15 protein-coding genes and 1 pseudogene are annotated in these 16,607 nt (G+C 63.1%); 7 read left to right on the forward strand and 9 right to left on the reverse strand.

Features of this window, described 5'->3' with window-relative positions; all coding sequences use genetic code 11:
• Positions 1-4 precede the first annotated feature (4 nt).
• Genes hisF through hisB form a run of 5 tightly spaced genes read right to left on the reverse strand, consistent with a single transcriptional unit; the run spans position 5 to position 3,324 of the window.
• Positions 5-787, reverse strand: coding sequence for an imidazole glycerol phosphate synthase subunit HisF (gene hisF, locus ACIQUB_RS24160; RefSeq protein WP_047509167.1), 783 nt, complete (start codon positions 785-787; stop codon positions 5-7).
• Positions 784-1,533: a 1-(5-phosphoribosyl)-5-[(5-phosphoribosylamino)methylideneamino]imidazole-4-carboxamide isomerase gene (gene hisA, locus ACIQUB_RS24165; protein ID WP_113238255.1), complete on the reverse strand. Its 750-nt coding sequence runs from the start codon at positions 1,531-1,533 to the stop codon at positions 784-786. The genes hisF and hisA overlap by 4 nt, the downstream gene beginning before the upstream one ends.
• Positions 1,534-1,559: 26 nt before the next feature.
• Positions 1,560-2,210 (reverse strand): imidazole glycerol phosphate synthase subunit HisH, encoded by a 651-nt coding sequence (hisH, locus tag ACIQUB_RS24170; RefSeq protein WP_113238256.1) that lies wholly within the window; start codon positions 2,208-2,210, stop codon positions 1,560-1,562.
• The gene (locus tag ACIQUB_RS24175) at positions 2,210-2,692 is read right to left on the reverse strand and encodes a DUF2628 domain-containing protein (RefSeq protein WP_113238257.1); all 483 of its coding nucleotides are present in this window, start codon (positions 2,690-2,692) and stop codon (positions 2,210-2,212) included. The genes hisH and ACIQUB_RS24175 overlap by 1 nt, the downstream gene beginning before the upstream one ends.
• Positions 2,693-2,715: 23 nt before the next feature.
• Complete coding sequence (hisB, locus tag ACIQUB_RS24180; protein WP_018901161.1) at positions 2,716-3,324, reverse strand: imidazoleglycerol-phosphate dehydratase HisB; 609 nt, start codon at positions 3,322-3,324, stop codon at positions 2,716-2,718.
• 177 nt (positions 3,325-3,501) lie between these two features.
• Between hisB and hslV the strand changes: the two genes are divergently transcribed.
• The 5 genes and pseudogenes from hslV to ACIQUB_RS24205 all read left to right on the forward strand — a co-directional run bounded on the left by hslV (position 3,502) and on the right by ACIQUB_RS24205 (position 10,304).
• Positions 3,502-4,026: an ATP-dependent protease subunit HslV gene (gene hslV / locus ACIQUB_RS24185; RefSeq protein ID WP_113238258.1), complete on the forward strand. Its 525-nt coding sequence runs from the start codon at positions 3,502-3,504 to the stop codon at positions 4,024-4,026.
• Between the two features lie 75 nt (positions 4,027-4,101).
• Entirely contained in the window at positions 4,102-5,412 is a 1,311-nt protein-coding gene (gene hslU / locus ACIQUB_RS24190) for an ATP-dependent protease ATPase subunit HslU (protein ID WP_111562784.1), read from the forward strand.
• A 218-nt stretch (positions 5,413-5,630) separates the two neighbouring features.
• Positions 5,631-6,578, forward strand: a complete 948-nt coding sequence (locus ACIQUB_RS24195; RefSeq protein ID WP_289730438.1) for a DUF1402 family protein — start codon at positions 5,631-5,633, stop codon at positions 6,576-6,578.
• A 51-nt stretch (positions 6,579-6,629) separates the two neighbouring features.
• Positions 6,630-8,034 (forward strand): annotated as a pseudogene (locus ACIQUB_RS24200) (cytochrome P450).
• Positions 8,035-8,132: 98 nt separating this feature from the next.
• Positions 8,133-10,304 carry a malate synthase G gene (locus ACIQUB_RS24205; protein WP_113238260.1) on the forward strand — a complete coding sequence of 724 codons (2,172 nt, stop codon included), beginning with the start codon at positions 8,133-8,135 and terminating at the stop codon, positions 10,302-10,304.
• A gap of 78 nt (positions 10,305-10,382) precedes the next feature.
• Here ACIQUB_RS24205 and ACIQUB_RS24210 read toward each other — a convergent pair whose 3' ends face one another.
• Positions 10,383-11,072 carry a L,D-transpeptidase gene (locus tag ACIQUB_RS24210; protein WP_018901167.1) on the reverse strand — a complete coding sequence of 230 codons (690 nt, stop codon included), beginning with the start codon at positions 11,070-11,072 and terminating at the stop codon, positions 10,383-10,385.
• Positions 11,073-11,253: 181 nt separating this feature from the next.
• On the opposite strand from ACIQUB_RS24210, the gene ACIQUB_RS24215 reads away from it, so the two are divergent.
• Positions 11,254-11,748 carry an MmcB family DNA repair protein gene (locus ACIQUB_RS24215; protein ID WP_113238261.1) on the forward strand — a complete coding sequence of 165 codons (495 nt, stop codon included), beginning with the start codon at positions 11,254-11,256 and terminating at the stop codon, positions 11,746-11,748.
• Between the two features lie 7 nt (positions 11,749-11,755).
• Here the strand turns inward: ACIQUB_RS24215 and ACIQUB_RS24220 are convergent, their stop codons facing one another.
• From ACIQUB_RS24220 to hrpB, 3 genes are all read right to left on the reverse strand, one after another.
• On the reverse strand, positions 11,756-12,331 hold the full coding sequence (locus ACIQUB_RS24220) for an ActR/PrrA/RegA family redox response regulator transcription factor (RefSeq protein ID WP_113238262.1): 576 nt from the start codon (positions 12,329-12,331) through the stop codon (positions 11,756-11,758).
• Between the two features lie 69 nt (positions 12,332-12,400).
• Positions 12,401-13,711 carry an ActS/PrrB/RegB family redox-sensitive histidine kinase gene (locus ACIQUB_RS24225; protein ID WP_402932919.1) on the reverse strand — a complete coding sequence of 437 codons (1,311 nt, stop codon included), beginning with the start codon at positions 13,709-13,711 and terminating at the stop codon, positions 12,401-12,403.
• 27 nt (positions 13,712-13,738) lie between these two features.
• Entirely contained in the window at positions 13,739-16,195 is a 2,457-nt protein-coding gene (gene hrpB, locus ACIQUB_RS24230) for an ATP-dependent helicase HrpB (protein ID WP_113238263.1), read from the reverse strand.
• A 139-nt stretch (positions 16,196-16,334) separates the two neighbouring features.
• Between hrpB and ACIQUB_RS24235 the strand changes: the two genes are divergently transcribed.
• Positions 16,335-16,607, forward strand: a 273-nt coding sequence (locus ACIQUB_RS24235; RefSeq protein ID WP_402932903.1) for a hypothetical protein, incomplete at its 3' end; no start/stop codon positions are given.

The raw sequence follows: 16,607 nt of genomic DNA on the forward strand, positions 1-16,607 counted from the left end.
AGTCTCAGTCGAGACGCATGTCGATGCCGCAGGAAGACATATAGCGCTTCGCTTCGCCGACGGAATAGGTGCCGAAGTGGAAGATCGATGCGGCGAGAACCGCCGTCGCATGGCCTTCCTTCACGCCGGCCACGAGATCGTCGAGATCGCCCACACCGCCGGACGCAATGACGGGAACGCGCACCGCGTCCGCGATCGCCCGCGTCAGCGCCAGATCGTAGCCGGCTTTCGTTCCGTCGCGGTCCATCGAGGTCACCAGCAATTCACCGGCCCCGCGCTCGACCATCCGGCGCGCGAAATCCACCGCATCGATGCCCGTCGCGTTGCGTCCGCCATGGGTGTAGATCTCCCAGGCGCTGGCCTCGCCATCGGCAGGCGTCTGCCGGCGCTTGGCGTCGATCGAGACGACGATGCACTGGTCGCCGAACTTGTCGGCCGCTTCCGCCACGAAATCCGGATTGCTGACGGCCGCCGAATTGATCGAGACCTTGTCGGCGCCGCAAAGCAAAAGCTTGCGGATATCGGCGATCGTGCGAACGCCGCCGCCCACGGTAACCGGCATGAAGCACTGGTCGGCCGTGCGCGACACAACATCGAAGATCGTTTCGCGGTTGTCGGAGGAGGCGGTGATGTCGAGGAAGCAGAGTTCGTCGGCGCCGGCCGCATCATAGGCCTTGGCGGCCTCGACGGGATCACCGGCATCGACGAGGTTGAGGAAGTTGACGCCCTTGACGACACGGCCGTCCTTGACGTCGAGGCAGGGAATGACGCGAGCCTTCAGGGTCATTGCGCAGTCTCCTTCGCGCGCGACGCCGCAATCAGCGCCAGCGCTTCCGTGGGATCGATACGGCCGTCATAAAGCGCCCGTCCCGAAATCGCGCCCTCGAGCTTCGCGGCATCCGGCTTCAGCATCCGCTTGATGTCGTCGATCGAGGCCAGTCCGCCCGACGCGATGACGGGGATCGAGACGGCCTCCGCCAGTTCCAGCGTCGAATCCCAATTGATCCCGGTCAGGATGCCGTCACGGTCGATGTCTGTATAGATGATCGCCGCGACGCCCGCGCCCTCGAACTTCTTGGCGAGCTCGATGATGCCGAGCTCGGACGCCTCAGCCCAGCCCTCGACGGCCACCTTGCCGCCCTTGGCGTCGATGCCGACGGCCACATGGCCCGGAAACTTCTTGCAGGCCTCGATGACAAGTGCCGGATCGCGCACGGCAACGGTGCCCAGGATCACCCGCGACAGCCCGCGCGCGAGCCAGCTTTCGATATGATCGAGCGTGCGGATGCCGCCGCCCAGCTGTACCGGGTTCTTCGTCGCCTTCAGGATCGCATCGACGGCAGCGCCATTGACGCTTTCACCGGCAAACGCGCCGTTGAGATCGACCACGTGCAGCCATTCGAAGCCCTGGTCCTCGAAGGCCTTCGCCTGCGCGCCCGGGTCCGGATTGTAGACGGTTGCCTGCTCCATATCGCCCAGCTTGAGGCGAACGCACTGGCCGTCCTTGAGGTCGATGGCGGGAAATAGGATCATTCTGTCAGTCCTTCAAAGGCGCGAGCTCAGGGCTTCCAGCGCAGGAAATTGGCAATCAGGGCGAGACCGAGCTTCTGGCTCTTCTCCGGATGGAACTGCGCGCCGGCCATGTTGTCGCGCCCGACAAAGGCCGTCAGCGGTCCGCCGTAACCCGTGGTCGCGATCACATCCTCGGGGTTTTGCGCGGCCAGATGGTAGGAATGCACGAAATAGGCATGCAGCCCGTCGGTGCCGGTCGTAATACCCTCGAACAGCGGGTGAGGGCGCTTCAGGTCCAGCGTGTTCCAGCCGATCTGCGGTATCTTCAGATTGGGATCATCGGGCGTCATTTCAACGACGTCACCGGGAATCCAGCCCAGGCCCTCGGTCGTGGTCTTCTCCAGCCCGCGCGAGGACATCAGCTGCATGCCGACGCAGATGCCGAAGAAAGGCCGCGCCTTCTTCTCGACGACGTCGATCAGCGCCTCGGTCATCCCCGGCACGGCGTCCAGTCCCCGCCGGCAATCGGCATAAGCGCCAACGCCAGGCAGGACGACGCGATCGGCGGCGGCAACGACCTCGGCCTTGTCGGTGAGGTCGATCACCGCGTCCACGCCAGCCTCGCGAGCGGCCCGCTCAAAGGCCTTCGTCGCCGAACGCAGATTGCCGGAACCGTAATCGATAATTGCGACGCGCATCAGCGTCCTCCATCAAAGCCAAAGAGACCGAGGGATGTTGCGGTGCCGCGCTCAGTGCGGCTCCCGCCATCCCATTTGGGCGACGGCAAGGGAGTGCCGTCACCGAGATCGGTCTGAATTTCAGAAAAGTAGATTTCCTCGGCCACATCGAGCCGATCGGCCGAAATCAGCGCGTCGTCCTGCCAGCCTTTGGCGGCGAGGTTGCGAACCCGCAGGTTCTGCCCCTCGAACCCGACAAGCAGGCTGGTGCCGAACGTCACGGCGAAACCGACCAGCCATAGGCCCGGCTGATCCATCAGCGCGCCGCCGATGCTCTGCAAGAGAAAGGCTGCGACGGCGTAGAGCCAGAGCCGGTGGACGGCGAGCCAGATCCAGGGAAACAGGAAGCCGAGTACGGTGAAGCCGTCGCGAATGAAGCGCGTCTTTTCGTGCTTGATATCGGCGCCGCCAGGGGCGGTCAGAACCAGATAGCTGGAAGTCATGTCGTCAAGCTCCCTGAAGGGGCTTAGACGAGCGTGCCCTTCGTCGAGGGTACACGGCCCGCCTGCCTAGGATCGATCTCTGTCGCCGTGCGCAGCGCGCGGGCGACGGCCTTGAAGCATGTCTCGGCAATATGGTGGTTGTTGGCACCATAATGGTTCAGGATATGCAAGGTGATCCCGGCGTTCTGGGCGAGTGCCTGGAAGAATTCGCGGACGAGTTCGGTGTCGAAGGTGCCGATCTTCGGCGCGCTGAACGATACGTTCCAGACGAGGAAGGGGCGACCGGAGAGATCGACGGCGGCCTTCGTCATCGTTTCGTCCATAGCAAGGTCGATCGAGGCGTAGCGGGTGATGCCGCGACGGTCGCCGAGCGCCTTGGCGATGGCCTGGCCGATGGCGATGCCCGTGTCCTCCACCGCATGGTGGTCGTCGACGTGCAGATCGCCCTTGGTCTCGATCTCCATGTCGATCAGCGAATGTCGTGACAGTTGGTCGAGCATATGGTCGAAGAAGCCGACGCCGGTCGAAATCGTCGATTTCCCGGTGCCGTCGAGATTGACGGAAACGGAAACCGAGGTCTCGTTGGTCTTGCGGGATACGGATCCCGTACGGCTTGCTGCGGTCTCGGCCATATGGCGCTCCCTCCGAAAATACGCGGGTTCCTTATCAGGCGTGCCGGGAAATATCCAGAAGCGCGGGTCGAGAAATCGAAGCCAATTGCAATCGGCTTTCGCCAACTTACATAGGGCTCAACAGGGCCGATGTGCGGCCCGAGGTAAGGGCCCGCCTGACGGGCTAGGGTATATTCGATGACAACCATTATTACAGTTCGAAAGGGCGGCAAGGTCATCATGGCGGGCGACGGACAGGTCAGCCTCGGCCAGACCGTCATGAAGGGCAATGCCCGCAAGGTGCGCCGCATCGGCAAGGGTGACGTCATTGCCGGTTTCGCCGGCGCCACCGCGGATGCCTTCACGCTCTTGGAGCGGCTTGAAAAGAAGCTCGAGCAATATCCCGGCCAGCTGATGCGCGCGGCCGTTGAGCTCGCCAAGGATTGGCGCACCGACAAGTATCTGCGCAGCCTCGAAGCCATGATGCTGGTGGCCGACAAGTCGGTGACGCTGGCAATCACCGGCAACGGCGATGTGCTCGAGCCCGAACATGGCGCCATCGCCATCGGCTCCGGCGGCAACTACGCCTTCGCCGCCGCTCGCGCCTTGATGGACAGCGACAAGTCGGCAGAAGAAGTGGCGCGCCGGGCGCTCGATATCGCCGCCGATATCTGCGTCTACACCAACCACAATCTCGTGGTCGAAACGCTCGACGCCGAATAACGGCAATCGTTCACAATGGGTCCTGTGGGCCGGGCCGAGAACGGCCGGCCGGAGCAGGAAAGCCAAGAGGATATCATGACCAATTTTTCTCCCCGGGAAATCGTCTCCGAGCTGGACCGTCATATCATCGGCCAGCATGACGCCAAGCGCGCCGTCGCCATTGCGCTGCGCAACCGCTGGCGCCGTCAGCAGCTCGATGAGAGCCTGCGCGACGAAGTGATGCCCAAGAACATCCTGATGATCGGCCCGACCGGCGTCGGCAAGACGGAAATCTCCCGCCGTCTCGCCAAGCTCGCCGGCGCCCCCTTCATCAAGGTCGAAGCCACCAAGTTCACCGAAGTCGGCTATGTCGGCCGCGATGTCGAGCAGATCGTCCGCGATCTGGTCGAGGTCGGCATCGGCCTTGCGCGCGAAAAGAAGCGCGCCGAGGTCGAGGCCAAGGCCCATATGAGCGCCGAGGAACGCGTGCTCGACGCGCTGGTCGGATCGACCGCCTCGCCGGCAACGCGCGACAGTTTCCGCAAGAAGCTGCGCGCCGGTGAGCTCGACGACAAGGAAATCGATATCGAAGTGGCCGATACCAGCACCGGCATGGGCGGCTTCGACATCCCCGGCATGCCCGGCGGTGGCAATATCGGCATGATCAACCTGTCGGAAATGTTCGGCAAGGCCATGGGCGGCCGCACCAAGAAGGTGCGCACCACGGTCAAGGCCTCCTATACCGACCTGATCCGCGACGAATCCGACAAGCTGATCGACAATGAGGTCATCCAGCGCGAGGCCGTGCGCTCCGTCGAAAACGACGGCATCGTCTTCCTCGACGAGATCGACAAGATCGCCGCCCGCGATGGCGGCATGGGCGCCGGCGTCTCGCGCGAAGGTGTGCAGCGCGACCTGCTGCCGCTGGTCGAAGGCACCACGGTGTCGACCAAGTACGGGCCGGTAAAGACCGACCACGTCTTGTTCATCGCATCGGGCGCCTTCCACGTCTCCAAGCCGTCGGACCTGCTGCCGGAATTGCAGGGCCGCCTGCCGATCCGCGTCGAGCTGCGCCCGCTGACCAAGGAAGACTTCCGCCGCATCCTGACGGAAACCGAAGCCAGCCTCATCCGCCAATACAAGGCGCTGATGGAAACCGAAGGCCTGACGCTCGAATTCACCGATGACGGCATCGATGCGCTCGCCGATGTGGGTGTTCACCTGAACGCCTCGGTCGAAAACATCGGCGCCCGCCGCCTGCAGACGGTGATGGAGCGCGTGCTGGACGAAATCTCCTTCAACGCGCCGGATCGCGGCGGCACCGCCGTGACCATCGATGCCGAATACGTGCGCAAGCATGTCGGCGATCTCGCCCAGAACACAGACCTGTCGCGCTTCATTCTGTGATGCGCAAACACCGGTCTCAGGCTTTACTGGCATGATGCCGCAACTTTGACCGACTGAACTCTCGACAACGGGCCTTTTACTTTTTAGTGAAAGGCCCGTTTTGTTGTTGGCGCCAGCATTATTCGGCCAAGATTTTGGTACAGTCAGCGCGCCAGCCAAGCTGGAAATGCCGACCGATACCGGAAATGCCTCTATTGGAAATGATGGGAAAGCTGATCGTGCGACGCCTTCTGACGAGCCTTGTAATTGCCGCCACGGTCTTGACCGCCGCGCCCGCTTTTTCCATGCAGCTCGTGCCGCCAGGCAATCGCAACGTCGAGCAGCCGAACGTTCCCGGCGCATCGGTCCGCCGCACCAAGGGCACCAAGACCACCTTCGATCGCAAGTACGACAAGGTCCACGAGCTCTTGGCCACCGATCACGAGCTGATGGGCAAGATCAAGAAGGTCTCGGCTGCCTATGGCATCGACCCGATACACGTGATCGGCGCCATCGTCGGCGAGCACACCTATAATGTCGACGCCTACGACCGCCTGCAGTCCTATTACGTCAAGGCCGCGTCCTACGCCGGCCAGAGCTTCCGCTTCGCCTATGACGGCGAGGATGTGGACGATTTCGTCAAGCGCCCGCAGTTTTCTGAATGTAACGGCAAGAGCGATTCTTACACGCTGTGGAGCTGCCGCGAGGATGTCTGGGAGAGCGATTTCCGTGGCAAGACCGTCGGCGGCAAGAGCTTCCCGAACAACCGCTTCAGCGCCGTCTTCTTCCAGCCTTTCTACGCCGGCCAGACCTTCGGCCTCGGCCAGATCAATCCGCTGACCGCGCTGATGCTCTCCGACCTCGTCAGCCGCGTTTCCGGTATCAACAAGCTCAACGAGAAGGATGCCGGCAGCGTCTACAAGGCGATCATGGACCCGGATATCTCGCTTGCCTTCGTGGCCGCCGCCGTGCGCCGCTCGATCGACGATTACAAGCAGATCGCCGGCATGGACATCTCGAAGAATCCGGGCCTGACGGCAACGCTCTACAATCTCGGCAATTCCCGCCAGCGCGCCGCAGCCCTCGCCGCCAAGAACCGCGCCTCCGGCGAAACGGTATGGCCGGAAGAGAACTATTACGGATGGTTGATCAACGACAAGCTGGACGAGCTGGAGCGCCTGCTCTAACTCTAGTCCTGCCGGGGAGGGCCATAATCTTCCGCGAAAGGCTTGCAGCACATGGACATGCGTCCAGATCCGTTCGTTCCGCCAGCGCCCGTTCCTCGCACCGTGCCGCCGAGCCGGCTTGAGATCATCCGCACCATCCTGCGTAATCCGCTGGAGCTGTGGGGCGAGCCGTCCTACACGCTGCCCTTCATCAAGACGAAGTTCTTCCGCGAACGCACGATCATCGTCAACGATCCCGGCCTGATCAAGCATGTGCTGGTCGATAACGCCGCGAACTACCGCATGTCGGATATCCGCCAGTTGATCCTGCGGCCGATCCTGCGCGATGGCCTGCTGACGGCGGAAGGCGAGGTATGGAAGCGTTCGCGCAAGGCCGTCGCCCCGGTCTTCACGCCGCGCCACGCCAATGGCTTCGCCGGCCAGATGCTGCGCCAGTCCGAAGAGTACGTCCGTAAGTACGAAGAAGCGGGCAGCGACGGAAAGACCTTCGAGATCGCCAGCGACATGGCCGAACTCACCTTCGCCATCCTCGCCGACACGCTGTTCTCAGGCGAGATCGTCACCTCCTCCGACAGTTTCGCCGATGACGTCAACGCGCTCCTGCATCGCATGGGCCGCGTCGATCCGATGGACCTGTTGCGCGCCCCCCCCCTGGGTCCCTCGCGTCACCCGCATCGGCGGCCAGAAGGTGCTGGAGAAATTCCGCACCATCGTCCGCGAAACCATGGATGCCCGCTTGGCCCGCATGGAAGCGGACCGCGACACGACGCCCGAGGATTTCCTGACGCTGTTGCTCGACCAGGCAAAGTCGGGCGGGCTCACCAATGCCGAGATCGAGGACAATATCCTCACCTTCATCGGCGCCGGCCACGAAACCACGGCCCGCGCGCTGGCCTGGACGCTCTATTGCGTCGCCAACACGCCGCATATCCGCGACGCGATGGAGGAAGAGATCGACCGCGTGCTGGCAACAGGCGCCGAGCCGGTGAAGTGGCTCGATCTCATGCCCTATACCCGCGCCGCCTTCGAAGAGGCTTTGCGCCTCTATCCGCCGGCCCCGTCGATCAACCGCGCCGCGATATCGGATGATCGCTGGACCAACGCCAAGGGCGAGACCGTCGAGATCGAGGCCGGCGTCACCGTGCTGATCATGCCCTGGACGCTGCACCGCCACGAACTCTATTGGGACAAGCCCCGCGCCTATATGCCGGAGCGCTTCCTGCCCGAAAACCGCGCCAATATCAGTCGCTTCCAGTTCCTCCCCTTCGGCGCCGGCCCGCGCGTCTGCATCGGAGCCACCTTCGCGCTGCAGGAGGCGGTGATCGCACTCGCCGTCATGATGCACCGCTTCCGCTTCGACATGACGGATGAGACCAATCCCTGGCCGGTGCAGAAACTGACCACCCAGCCGCAAAACGGCCTGCCGATGCGCGTCACACCGAGAGTTCTTGCCTGAAAAGGCATAAATCTTTCAAACTATTGCCTGATTGACTATGAATGAAAGCCGGTCAAAGTGGCAGCATGCGAAAAACGCGCCGCCCGAGGAGATAGTCTATGAGCCGCATCGAAAAACACGGTCTTGCGATTGAAGCCGTCCTTCATGATTTCCTGGTCAAGGAGGCGCTTCCCGGTCTCGGGCTCGATGCGGACAAGTTCTTCGCCGACTTCTCGGCCATCGTCCATGATCTGGCGCCGAAAAACCGCGAACTGCTCGCCAAGCGCGACGCGCTGCAGCTGCGCATCGACGACTGGTATCGCCAGCACGGCGCCCCCACCGATATGGACGCCTATCAGGCCTTCCTGCGCGAGATCGGCTATCTCCTGCCGGAGGGCTCCGACTTCCAGGTCAGCACGACCAATGTCGATCCGGAGATCGCTTCGATCGCCGGCCCGCAGTTGGTCGTGCCGGTCATGAACGCCCGCTACGCGCTGAACGCCGCCAATGCTCGCTGGGGCTCGCTCTATGACGCGCTCTACGGCACCGACGCGATTTCCGAGGCCGACGGCGCGGAGAAGGGCAAAGGCTACAATCCGAAGCGCGGCGAAAAGGTCATCGCCTGGGTTCGCGATTTCCTCGACAACGCCGTTCCGCTCATCGATTGGAGCTGGAAGGACGTCGCCGGCCTCGTCATCAAGGACGGCGCGCTCGCTATCACGTCCACTGACGGCGAGCATGTCGCGCTGAAGGATGCCTCGCATTTCGCCGGCTATCGAGGCGATGCGGCGGCTCCGACCAACATCCTGCTGAAGAACAACGGCATCCATATCGACATCGTCATCGATGCCGGAACTGCGATCGGCAAGAGCGACGCCGCGCACATCTCCGATGTCTGGCTTGAATCCGCCATCACCACGATCATGGACTGCGAGGATTCCATCGCCGCCGTCGACGCCGAGGACAAGACCGAGGTCTACCGCAACTGGCTCGGCCTGATGAAGGGCGATCTGCAGGAAGAGGTCGTGAAGGGCGGCAAGAGCTTCATCCGCAAGCTCAATCCCGATCTAGATTACACCGGCCCGGATGGCGCGGGCTTCGAGGTCCATCGCCGCTCGCTGATGCTGATCCGCAATGTCGGTCACCTCATGACGAATCCGGCTATCCTTGATCGAGATGGCAACGAGGTGCCCGAGGGGATCATGGACGCGATGATCACCGCCGCCATCGCGCTTTACGACATCGGCCCCAACGGCCGCCGCAAGAATTCGCGCACCGGCTCCATGTATGTCGTCAAGCCGAAGATGCACGGCCCCGAGGAAGTCGCCTTCGCCGTCGAGATCTTCGGCCGCGTCGAGGATGCGCTCGGCATGGCGAAGAACACCATGAAGATGGGCATCATGGACGAGGAGCGCCGCACCACCGTCAACCTCAAGGAGTGCATTCGCGCCGCCCGCGAGCGCGTCGTCTTCATCAACACCGGCTTCCTCGATCGCACCGGCGACGAGATGCACACCTCGATGGAAGCCGGTCCGATGATCCGCAAGGGCGACATGAAGCAGGCCGCCTGGATCGCGGCTTACGAGAACTGGAACGTCGATATCGGTCTCGAATGCGGCCTCTCCGGCCATGCGCAGATCGGCAAGGGCATGTGGGCCATGCCGGATTTGATGGCGGCCATGCTGGAGCAGAAGATCGCCCATCCGAAGGCCGGCGCCAACACCGCGTGGGTCCCGTCGCCGACCGCAGCGACCCTGCACGCCACGCATTATCACCGCGTCAACGTCGCCAATGTCCAGCGCGGCCTGAAGGATCGCCCGCGCGCCAAGCTGAGCGATATCCTGTCCGTGCCCGTCGCCGTCCGTCCCAATTGGACGCCGGAGGAAGTCCAGCGCGAACTCGACAACAACGCGCAGGGGATTCTGGGCTACGTCGTGCGCTGGGTCGATCAGGGCGTCGGCTGCTCCAAGGTTCCGGACATCAACAATGTCGGCCTGATGGAAGACCGCGCGACGTTGCGCATCTCGGCGCAGCATATGGCGAACTGGCTGCACCACAAGGTCGTCACCGAAGATCAGATTGTCGAGACGATGAAGCGCATGGCCGCCGTGGTCGATGGCCAGAACGCCGGGGACGCGGCTTATCATCCGATGGCTAAAGATTTCGACCGCTCGATCGCCTTCCAGGCCGCTCTCGAACTGGTCTTGAAGGGCAGGGCGCAGCCGAACGGCTATACCGAGCCGGTCCTGCACCGCCGTCGCCTGGAGCTGAAGGCCGCGCAAGCGGCCTGATCCCCACATAGTAGATACAAAAAGGCCGCCGGAGCGAATGTTCCGGCGGCCTTTTTTATACCGAATTTCAGGTCCAGCTTACTGGATGACGATGACCTTGGAGGTCGTCTTGCCCGGACGGACGCGGCTGTAGAGGTCGATGACGTCCTGGTTGATCAGGCGGATGCAGCCAGACGAAGCGGCGGTGCCGATCGAAGCCCATTCCGGGGTGCCGTGCAGGCGGAACAGCGTGTCCTTGCCTTCTTCGTTGAAGAGGTACATGGCGCGTGCGCCGAGCGGGTTGGAAAGGCCAGGACCCATGCCGTCTTCGACGTACTTGGCGATCTCGGGGCGGCGAACGGCCATTTCCTTCGGGGGATGCCAGTTCGGCCATTCCTGCTTCCAGGCGACGTATGCGGTGCCGGCCCATGCGAAGCCCTGCTTGCCGACGCCGATGCCGTAGCGCATCGCCTTGCCGCCGGGCATGATGTAGTAGAGGAAACGTTCGCGGGTGTTTACGATGATCGTGCCCGGACGTTCCGTGGTTTCGTAGGAGACAACCTGCCTGTGGAACTGCGGCTTGACCTTCTGGATCGGGATCGCCGGCAGCGAATATCCGGCATCCGTGGTGACGCCGTAAGCGTCGTCGAAGATCTGCGCGGTCTGGACCGTCGGACCCGGCATGGCAGCCTTGTTTTCGACAGAGGCGCTCTCGGAAGTCGTTGAGCAACCGGCCAGAGCGAGCGTCGCCATCAGGCCGAATACAGGAAGTGCATTGCGGATGCGCATGGATGTCTCTTAAGAATGGGGCAAGGGAGGATCGTTCTTTCGAACCATCTTAGATTATGGTTTATTTTCGATTAACTTCGCCTTGGCAAGCTGTTGCAGTGCGGCGGAGCAATTACGCAATGGCAAACTAGAACCGCATGGTTTTTTTGCAACAACGCGGGCGCCGGACCCCAACTTATCCATGACGATTTTGAGTGTTTACAATAACAATCCGTTAATCGATGGCCGACAATCGGACAGGGCCATGCTGGTGCGTCGCGGCACTCAAATTCTACTTCACGAGATGCGTCACGCCGTGTTGCCCGAACTGCCGCTCGCAAGCGGCCGACGCGCCGATCTGATCACCGTCTCGGACAAGGGCGAAATCTGGATCATCGAAATCAAGACGTCGATCGAGGACTTCAGGGTGGATCGCAAGTGGCCGGAATATCGTCTGCATTGCGACCGGCTGTTCTTCGCGACACACAAGGATGTGCCGCTCGATATCTTCCCCGAGGATTGCGGCCTGTTTCTCTCCGATGGCTATGGCGCCCACATGATCCGCGAGGCACCCGAGCATAAGCTCGCGCCCGCCACCCGCAAATCCGTCACGCTGAACTTTTCGCGCGCGGCCGCCCAGCGCCTGCTGATGGCCGAATGGGCCACTGGTAAGCCGCTCGGCGTCGACGACGTCTAACTCGAATTTACTTCGGCGCCCGCTTGGCGAGAATGCGCTGCAATGTGCGGCGGTGCATGTTGAGCCGGCGCGCCGTCTCCGAAACGTTGCGTTCGCAGATCTCGTAGACACGCTGGATATGCTCCCAGCGCACCCGGTCGGCCGACATCGGGTTCTCAGGCAACTCGACCTTCTCGCCGCTGCGCTGGGTCAGCGCCGCATAGACATCGTCGGCATCCGCCGGCTTGGCGAGATAGTCGACAGCGCCGAGCTTCACCGCGGTCACGGCCGTGGCGATATTGCCGTAACCGGTCAAGACGATGATGCGCGTGTCTTCCCGCTTCTGGCGGATCGCCTCGATCACGTCGAGGCCATTGCCGTCGCCGAGCCGCAGGTCGAGCACCGCGTATTTCGGCGGATTGGCGTGCGACTTGGCCACACCCTCCGCCACCGATTCCGCGGTCTCCACCTGGAAGCCGCGCGTCTCCATGGCGCGCGCAAGCCGGCGCAGGAACGGTCCGTCGTCATCGACGATCAGCAGGCTCGCATCGGGGCCGATATAGTCGTCGCTGGCGGGGGAGGGGTCGGTAATCTGCTCGCTCATCTATTTCAATCCTGGCGCTGTCAGCCTGATATAGGCCTATTGCATTGCGTTTTCTTTAGCCCCATAGGCTCATTTTGTCGAATGCGTATCGATCAGCAACCGCGGCCATTCGACGCGAACGCGCGCGCCGACATAATCAGGACCCCGATTTTCGAAGGTCAGCACCGCACCCGAGCGCTCCAATAGCGTCTTGGCGATGAACAGCCCCAGCCCCAGCCCGCCGGCCCGGTCCTCCTTCTGCCGCTTGGTCACATAAGGCTCGCCGATCCTGAGCAGGATATCGGGCGAGTAGCCTTCGCCGTCGTCTTCGATCGTGATGCGCACTCGCTCCTGGTCGTGCTCCACCGTGACCGTCACCTCCTGGCGGGCATAATCGACGGCATTCTCGACCAGATTGCCAAGCCCGTACATCATCCCGGCATTGCGCTCCGTCACCGGCTCGCCCTTGCGCGGCGCTTTTTCCACGAGGTTGAGCTTGATGCCGAATTCACGATGCGGTGCGACGATCTCCTCCATCATCGAGGAGAGCGGCAGGCGTCTCAGATGCGCGTCGCCCTCGGCCGAGAGTGTGGTCAGCCGGCGCAGGATGTACCGGCAGCGCTCGCTCTGGCTGCGCAGCAGTTGCACATCCTCGCGGAAGCGATCGTCATCCTTCAGCTCCCGCTCCATCTCCTTTGCAACGACGCTGATGGTGGCGAGCGGCGTTCCCAGCTCGTGTGCGGCCGCCGCAGCCAGCCCATCAAGCTGCGACAGATGCTTCTCGCGCTGCAGCACCAGTTCCGTCGCCGCCAGTGCTTCGGCCAGCTGTCGCCCTTCCATGGAGACTCGATAGGCATAAAAGGCGGCAAACGTCATGGTTGACGCGATCGCGCACCACACCCCGAACTGCATGAAGCTCGGAATGTTGATCTCCGCCCCGTCAAACCAGGGAAGCGGGAAGGGCGTAAACGGCAGTATGGTAATGCAGGCCAATGCCACCACGATCAGCGGCATGCTGTAGCGGATCGGCTGCGACGCAAACGCGATAATAACAGGGACGCACACCAGCACCGCGAATGGATTGACAAGCCCGCCGGTGATGAAGAGCAGCGCGCAGAGCTGCAGGAGATCGAAGCCGAGCAGCGCCAGCGCCGCCACCGGGTCGATGCGGTGCGTCGCCGGATAGCGGATCATCAGATAGAAGTTGACGATCGCCAGCGCCGTGATGAGCGCAATGCACGCCTGCACCGGCAGCGGAAATTGCAGCCACAGGGCAACGATCAGCACCGTGGCGGTCTGTCCGCAGACGGCAAGCCAGCGCAGACGCACCAGCGTCTCCAGCCTCAGCCGGCGGCTGCTCTGCCTATCTTCCTCGGGCATGCTTTCGACCTTGTCGGCCATTTCTTTATTCTTGCTCGGCATTGCGGCTCATGTTCCTCGTGGTTTTGCCCGGGTGGTCGGCAGTGCTTCTTCCGGTCGCTCCGGCCAGGGATGCCGGGGATAGCGCCCGCGCATGTCGGCGCGCACATCCTTCCAGCTCCCGGCCCAGAACCCCGGAAGATCGCGCGTCGTCTGGATCGGCCGATGCGCCGGCGATGTCAGCTCCAGCAGCAGCGAAAGCCGTCCGCCTGCAATGGCAGGATGCGCCTTCAGCCCGAACAGCTCCTGCACCCGGATGGTCAGCGTCGGTTCTTCCCCGTCATATTGTATCGGATGCCGCTGCCCCGTCGGTGCCTCGAAATGCGTCGGGGCCAGCCGCGAAAGGTCGCGCTGCAGCTCGTGCGGCACCAGCGCCATCAATCCGTTCGAAAGCCCACCCGCCGAAATGTCGGAAAGCCCCCGCGCATCCGCCTGATAGGGAATGAACCAGTCGTCCATCCGGGCGAGCAGCGCCGCTTCGCTCATGTCGGGCCATGGCGCGCCAATGCTTCTATAAAGAAAGCCGATCCGCTCGCGCAGTTGTGCCGCTTCCTTGGAAAACGGCAGCTGCTCCAGCCCCATCTCCTTGATCCCCTCGGCCAGCGCCCGCGTGACCGCCTCGCCGGATGGCCGGGGCAGCGGCGTCTCGTCGAAAACGATGGCGCCAAGCCGCGTCGCCCGCCTTGCCCGCACCTGCTTGCTTTGCCGGTCGAAGAAGGTCTGGTCGTCGGTGCGGATCGCGCCCGGCAGCTCCGCCTCGACATCGCCGCGCGTCACTTCTGCCGCTGCGAGAATCCGCGCCTGCGCCGCCCGGCCCGTGAGGTCGGCGATCACAAGCATCGGGCTGCTCGCCAGCCGCTCGGTCTCGGCGATCTCTGCACCGCGGCCATTGGCCATCACGAAGCGCCCGCGCCCGCCGCGCTGCAGCGCGATGCGATCGGGAAAGGCATGAATAAGCAACCGGCCGGCAAGTCCCGGCTCCTGCGCCACCACTTTATCGCGCCCCTTCGCCAGCCGGATAGCCAGCTGCCGCGCCGCCTCGGCCCGCTCGCCGCGCTCGGATTTGAACCGGCGCAACCGGTCTTCGAGATCGATGCTCGTCCCGCCCAGCCCCTGTTCCGTCAGAAGCACGGCCATCATCGCCGCCTCCCTGGCGTGGCCGGTTTCTCCCGAGGAGAGCACCATTGCCGCCAGTCGCGGGGGCAGCGCCATGTCGCGCATCTCCCGGCCGCGCGCGGTCAGCCCACCATCCCGGTCGAGCGCGCCGAGTTCGCGCAGCAGCGCGCGCGCCTCCGCAAGCGTCGTCTCCGGCGGCTGGTCCATGAAGCCGAGCGCCCGTGTATCCTGCACGCCCCAATGGGCGAGATCGAGCACGAGACCGGAAAGATCGGTCGAGAGGATCTGCGGCGGCGTGAAGGCGGGCATCGCCGCCGTCTGCCCCTGGTGCCAGAGCCGGATGGCGATCCCAGGCTCCGTTCGGCCCGCGCGTCCGGCCCGCTGGTCGGCCGAGGCCCGCGATACCCTGACCGTCTCCAGCCGGGTGATCCCTGTCGATGCCTCGAACACCGGCAGGCGCTGCAAGCCGCTGTCGATCACGATCCGGACGCCATCGATGGTGATCGAGGTCTCGGCGATCGAGGTCGCCAGCACGATCTTGCGGGTGCCTGTCGCGGCTGGCCGGATCGCCGCGTCCTGTTCCCTCTGGCTGAGATTACCGTAGAGCGGCGCGATCACCGTTGTCGCGTCGAACCGCTCCCGCAGCCGCTCGGCCGTTCTGGTGATTTCGGCCTGTCCGGGCAGAAAGGCGAGGATCGATCCGTTCTCCGTTTTATGCGCGTCGATGATCGCCCGCGTCATCGTATCTTCGATCCGCTCGCCGCCCGGCCGATCCTGGTAGCGAATATCGATCGGGAAGCTGCGTCCCATGCTCTCGATCAAGGGCGGGTTGTCGAGCAGCGCCACCACGCCGGCCACGTCGAGCGTCGCCGACATGACCAGGATCCGCAAATCCTCGCGCAGCGCCGATTGCACGTCGAGCGCCAGCGCCAGCCCGAAATCGGCGTCGAGCGACCGCTCGTGAAATTCGTCGAAGATCACAGCAGAAACGCCCGAGAGCTCAGGATCGTCGAGGATCATCCGCGCGAACACACCCTCGGTCACCACTTCGATCCGCGTTCGCGCCGAAATCCTGGTGTCGAGCCGCATGCGATAGCCGACGGTCTCGCCGACATTCTCATTGAGCAGCGCTGCCATCCGCCCGGCCGCCGCGCGCGCCGCAAGCCGTCGCGGCTCGAGCAGAATGATCCTGCTATCGCCGCGCCACGCCTCATTGAGAAGATGAAGCGGCACCAGCGTCGTCTTGCCCGCCCCCGGCGGTGCCGAGAGCACGGCGCGCCGCGCCGTCGTTAACGCCGCGCCGATCTCGGGCAGAACATGGGAGACCGGGAGCTCCGGCAGGGCACGCATGTCGATCACGCCTCGTCTGTCCTCTCTATATAGTGCTGGCGGCTGGATGGCCGATATCTCTCTATAAAGCGCACTCTATAAAGGGCGACGGCGGTTCGGCAAACCGGTGATGATGCCGACTGCGTCGGTTCGATGCGGCGTGAAGGACGAATATTGCCTGTTTCGGGTTATTATGGCGCGATCAGCCGCGAAAAACGCCGGCGCTGTCATAAAGCCAATCTGGCCGCTATCCGATGTGCGTGAAATTCCCCCAGTCAAAACAACATGTTATAAAACTGTCAAAAAACTTTGCATGGGTGTGTTGACTTGTTTGGGTGAGGGGCCTTATAAGCCGCTTCACAGAACGAGGGCGGCGGCGCTGCTGGCGACGGTGACTTTCGCTCTGGATTTCTTTGAATTGGCTGCGATGCTG

The organism is Rhizobium sp. NPDC090275, assembly GCF_044772225.1.
Classification (GTDB): Bacteria; Pseudomonadota; Alphaproteobacteria; order Rhizobiales; family Rhizobiaceae; genus Rhizobium.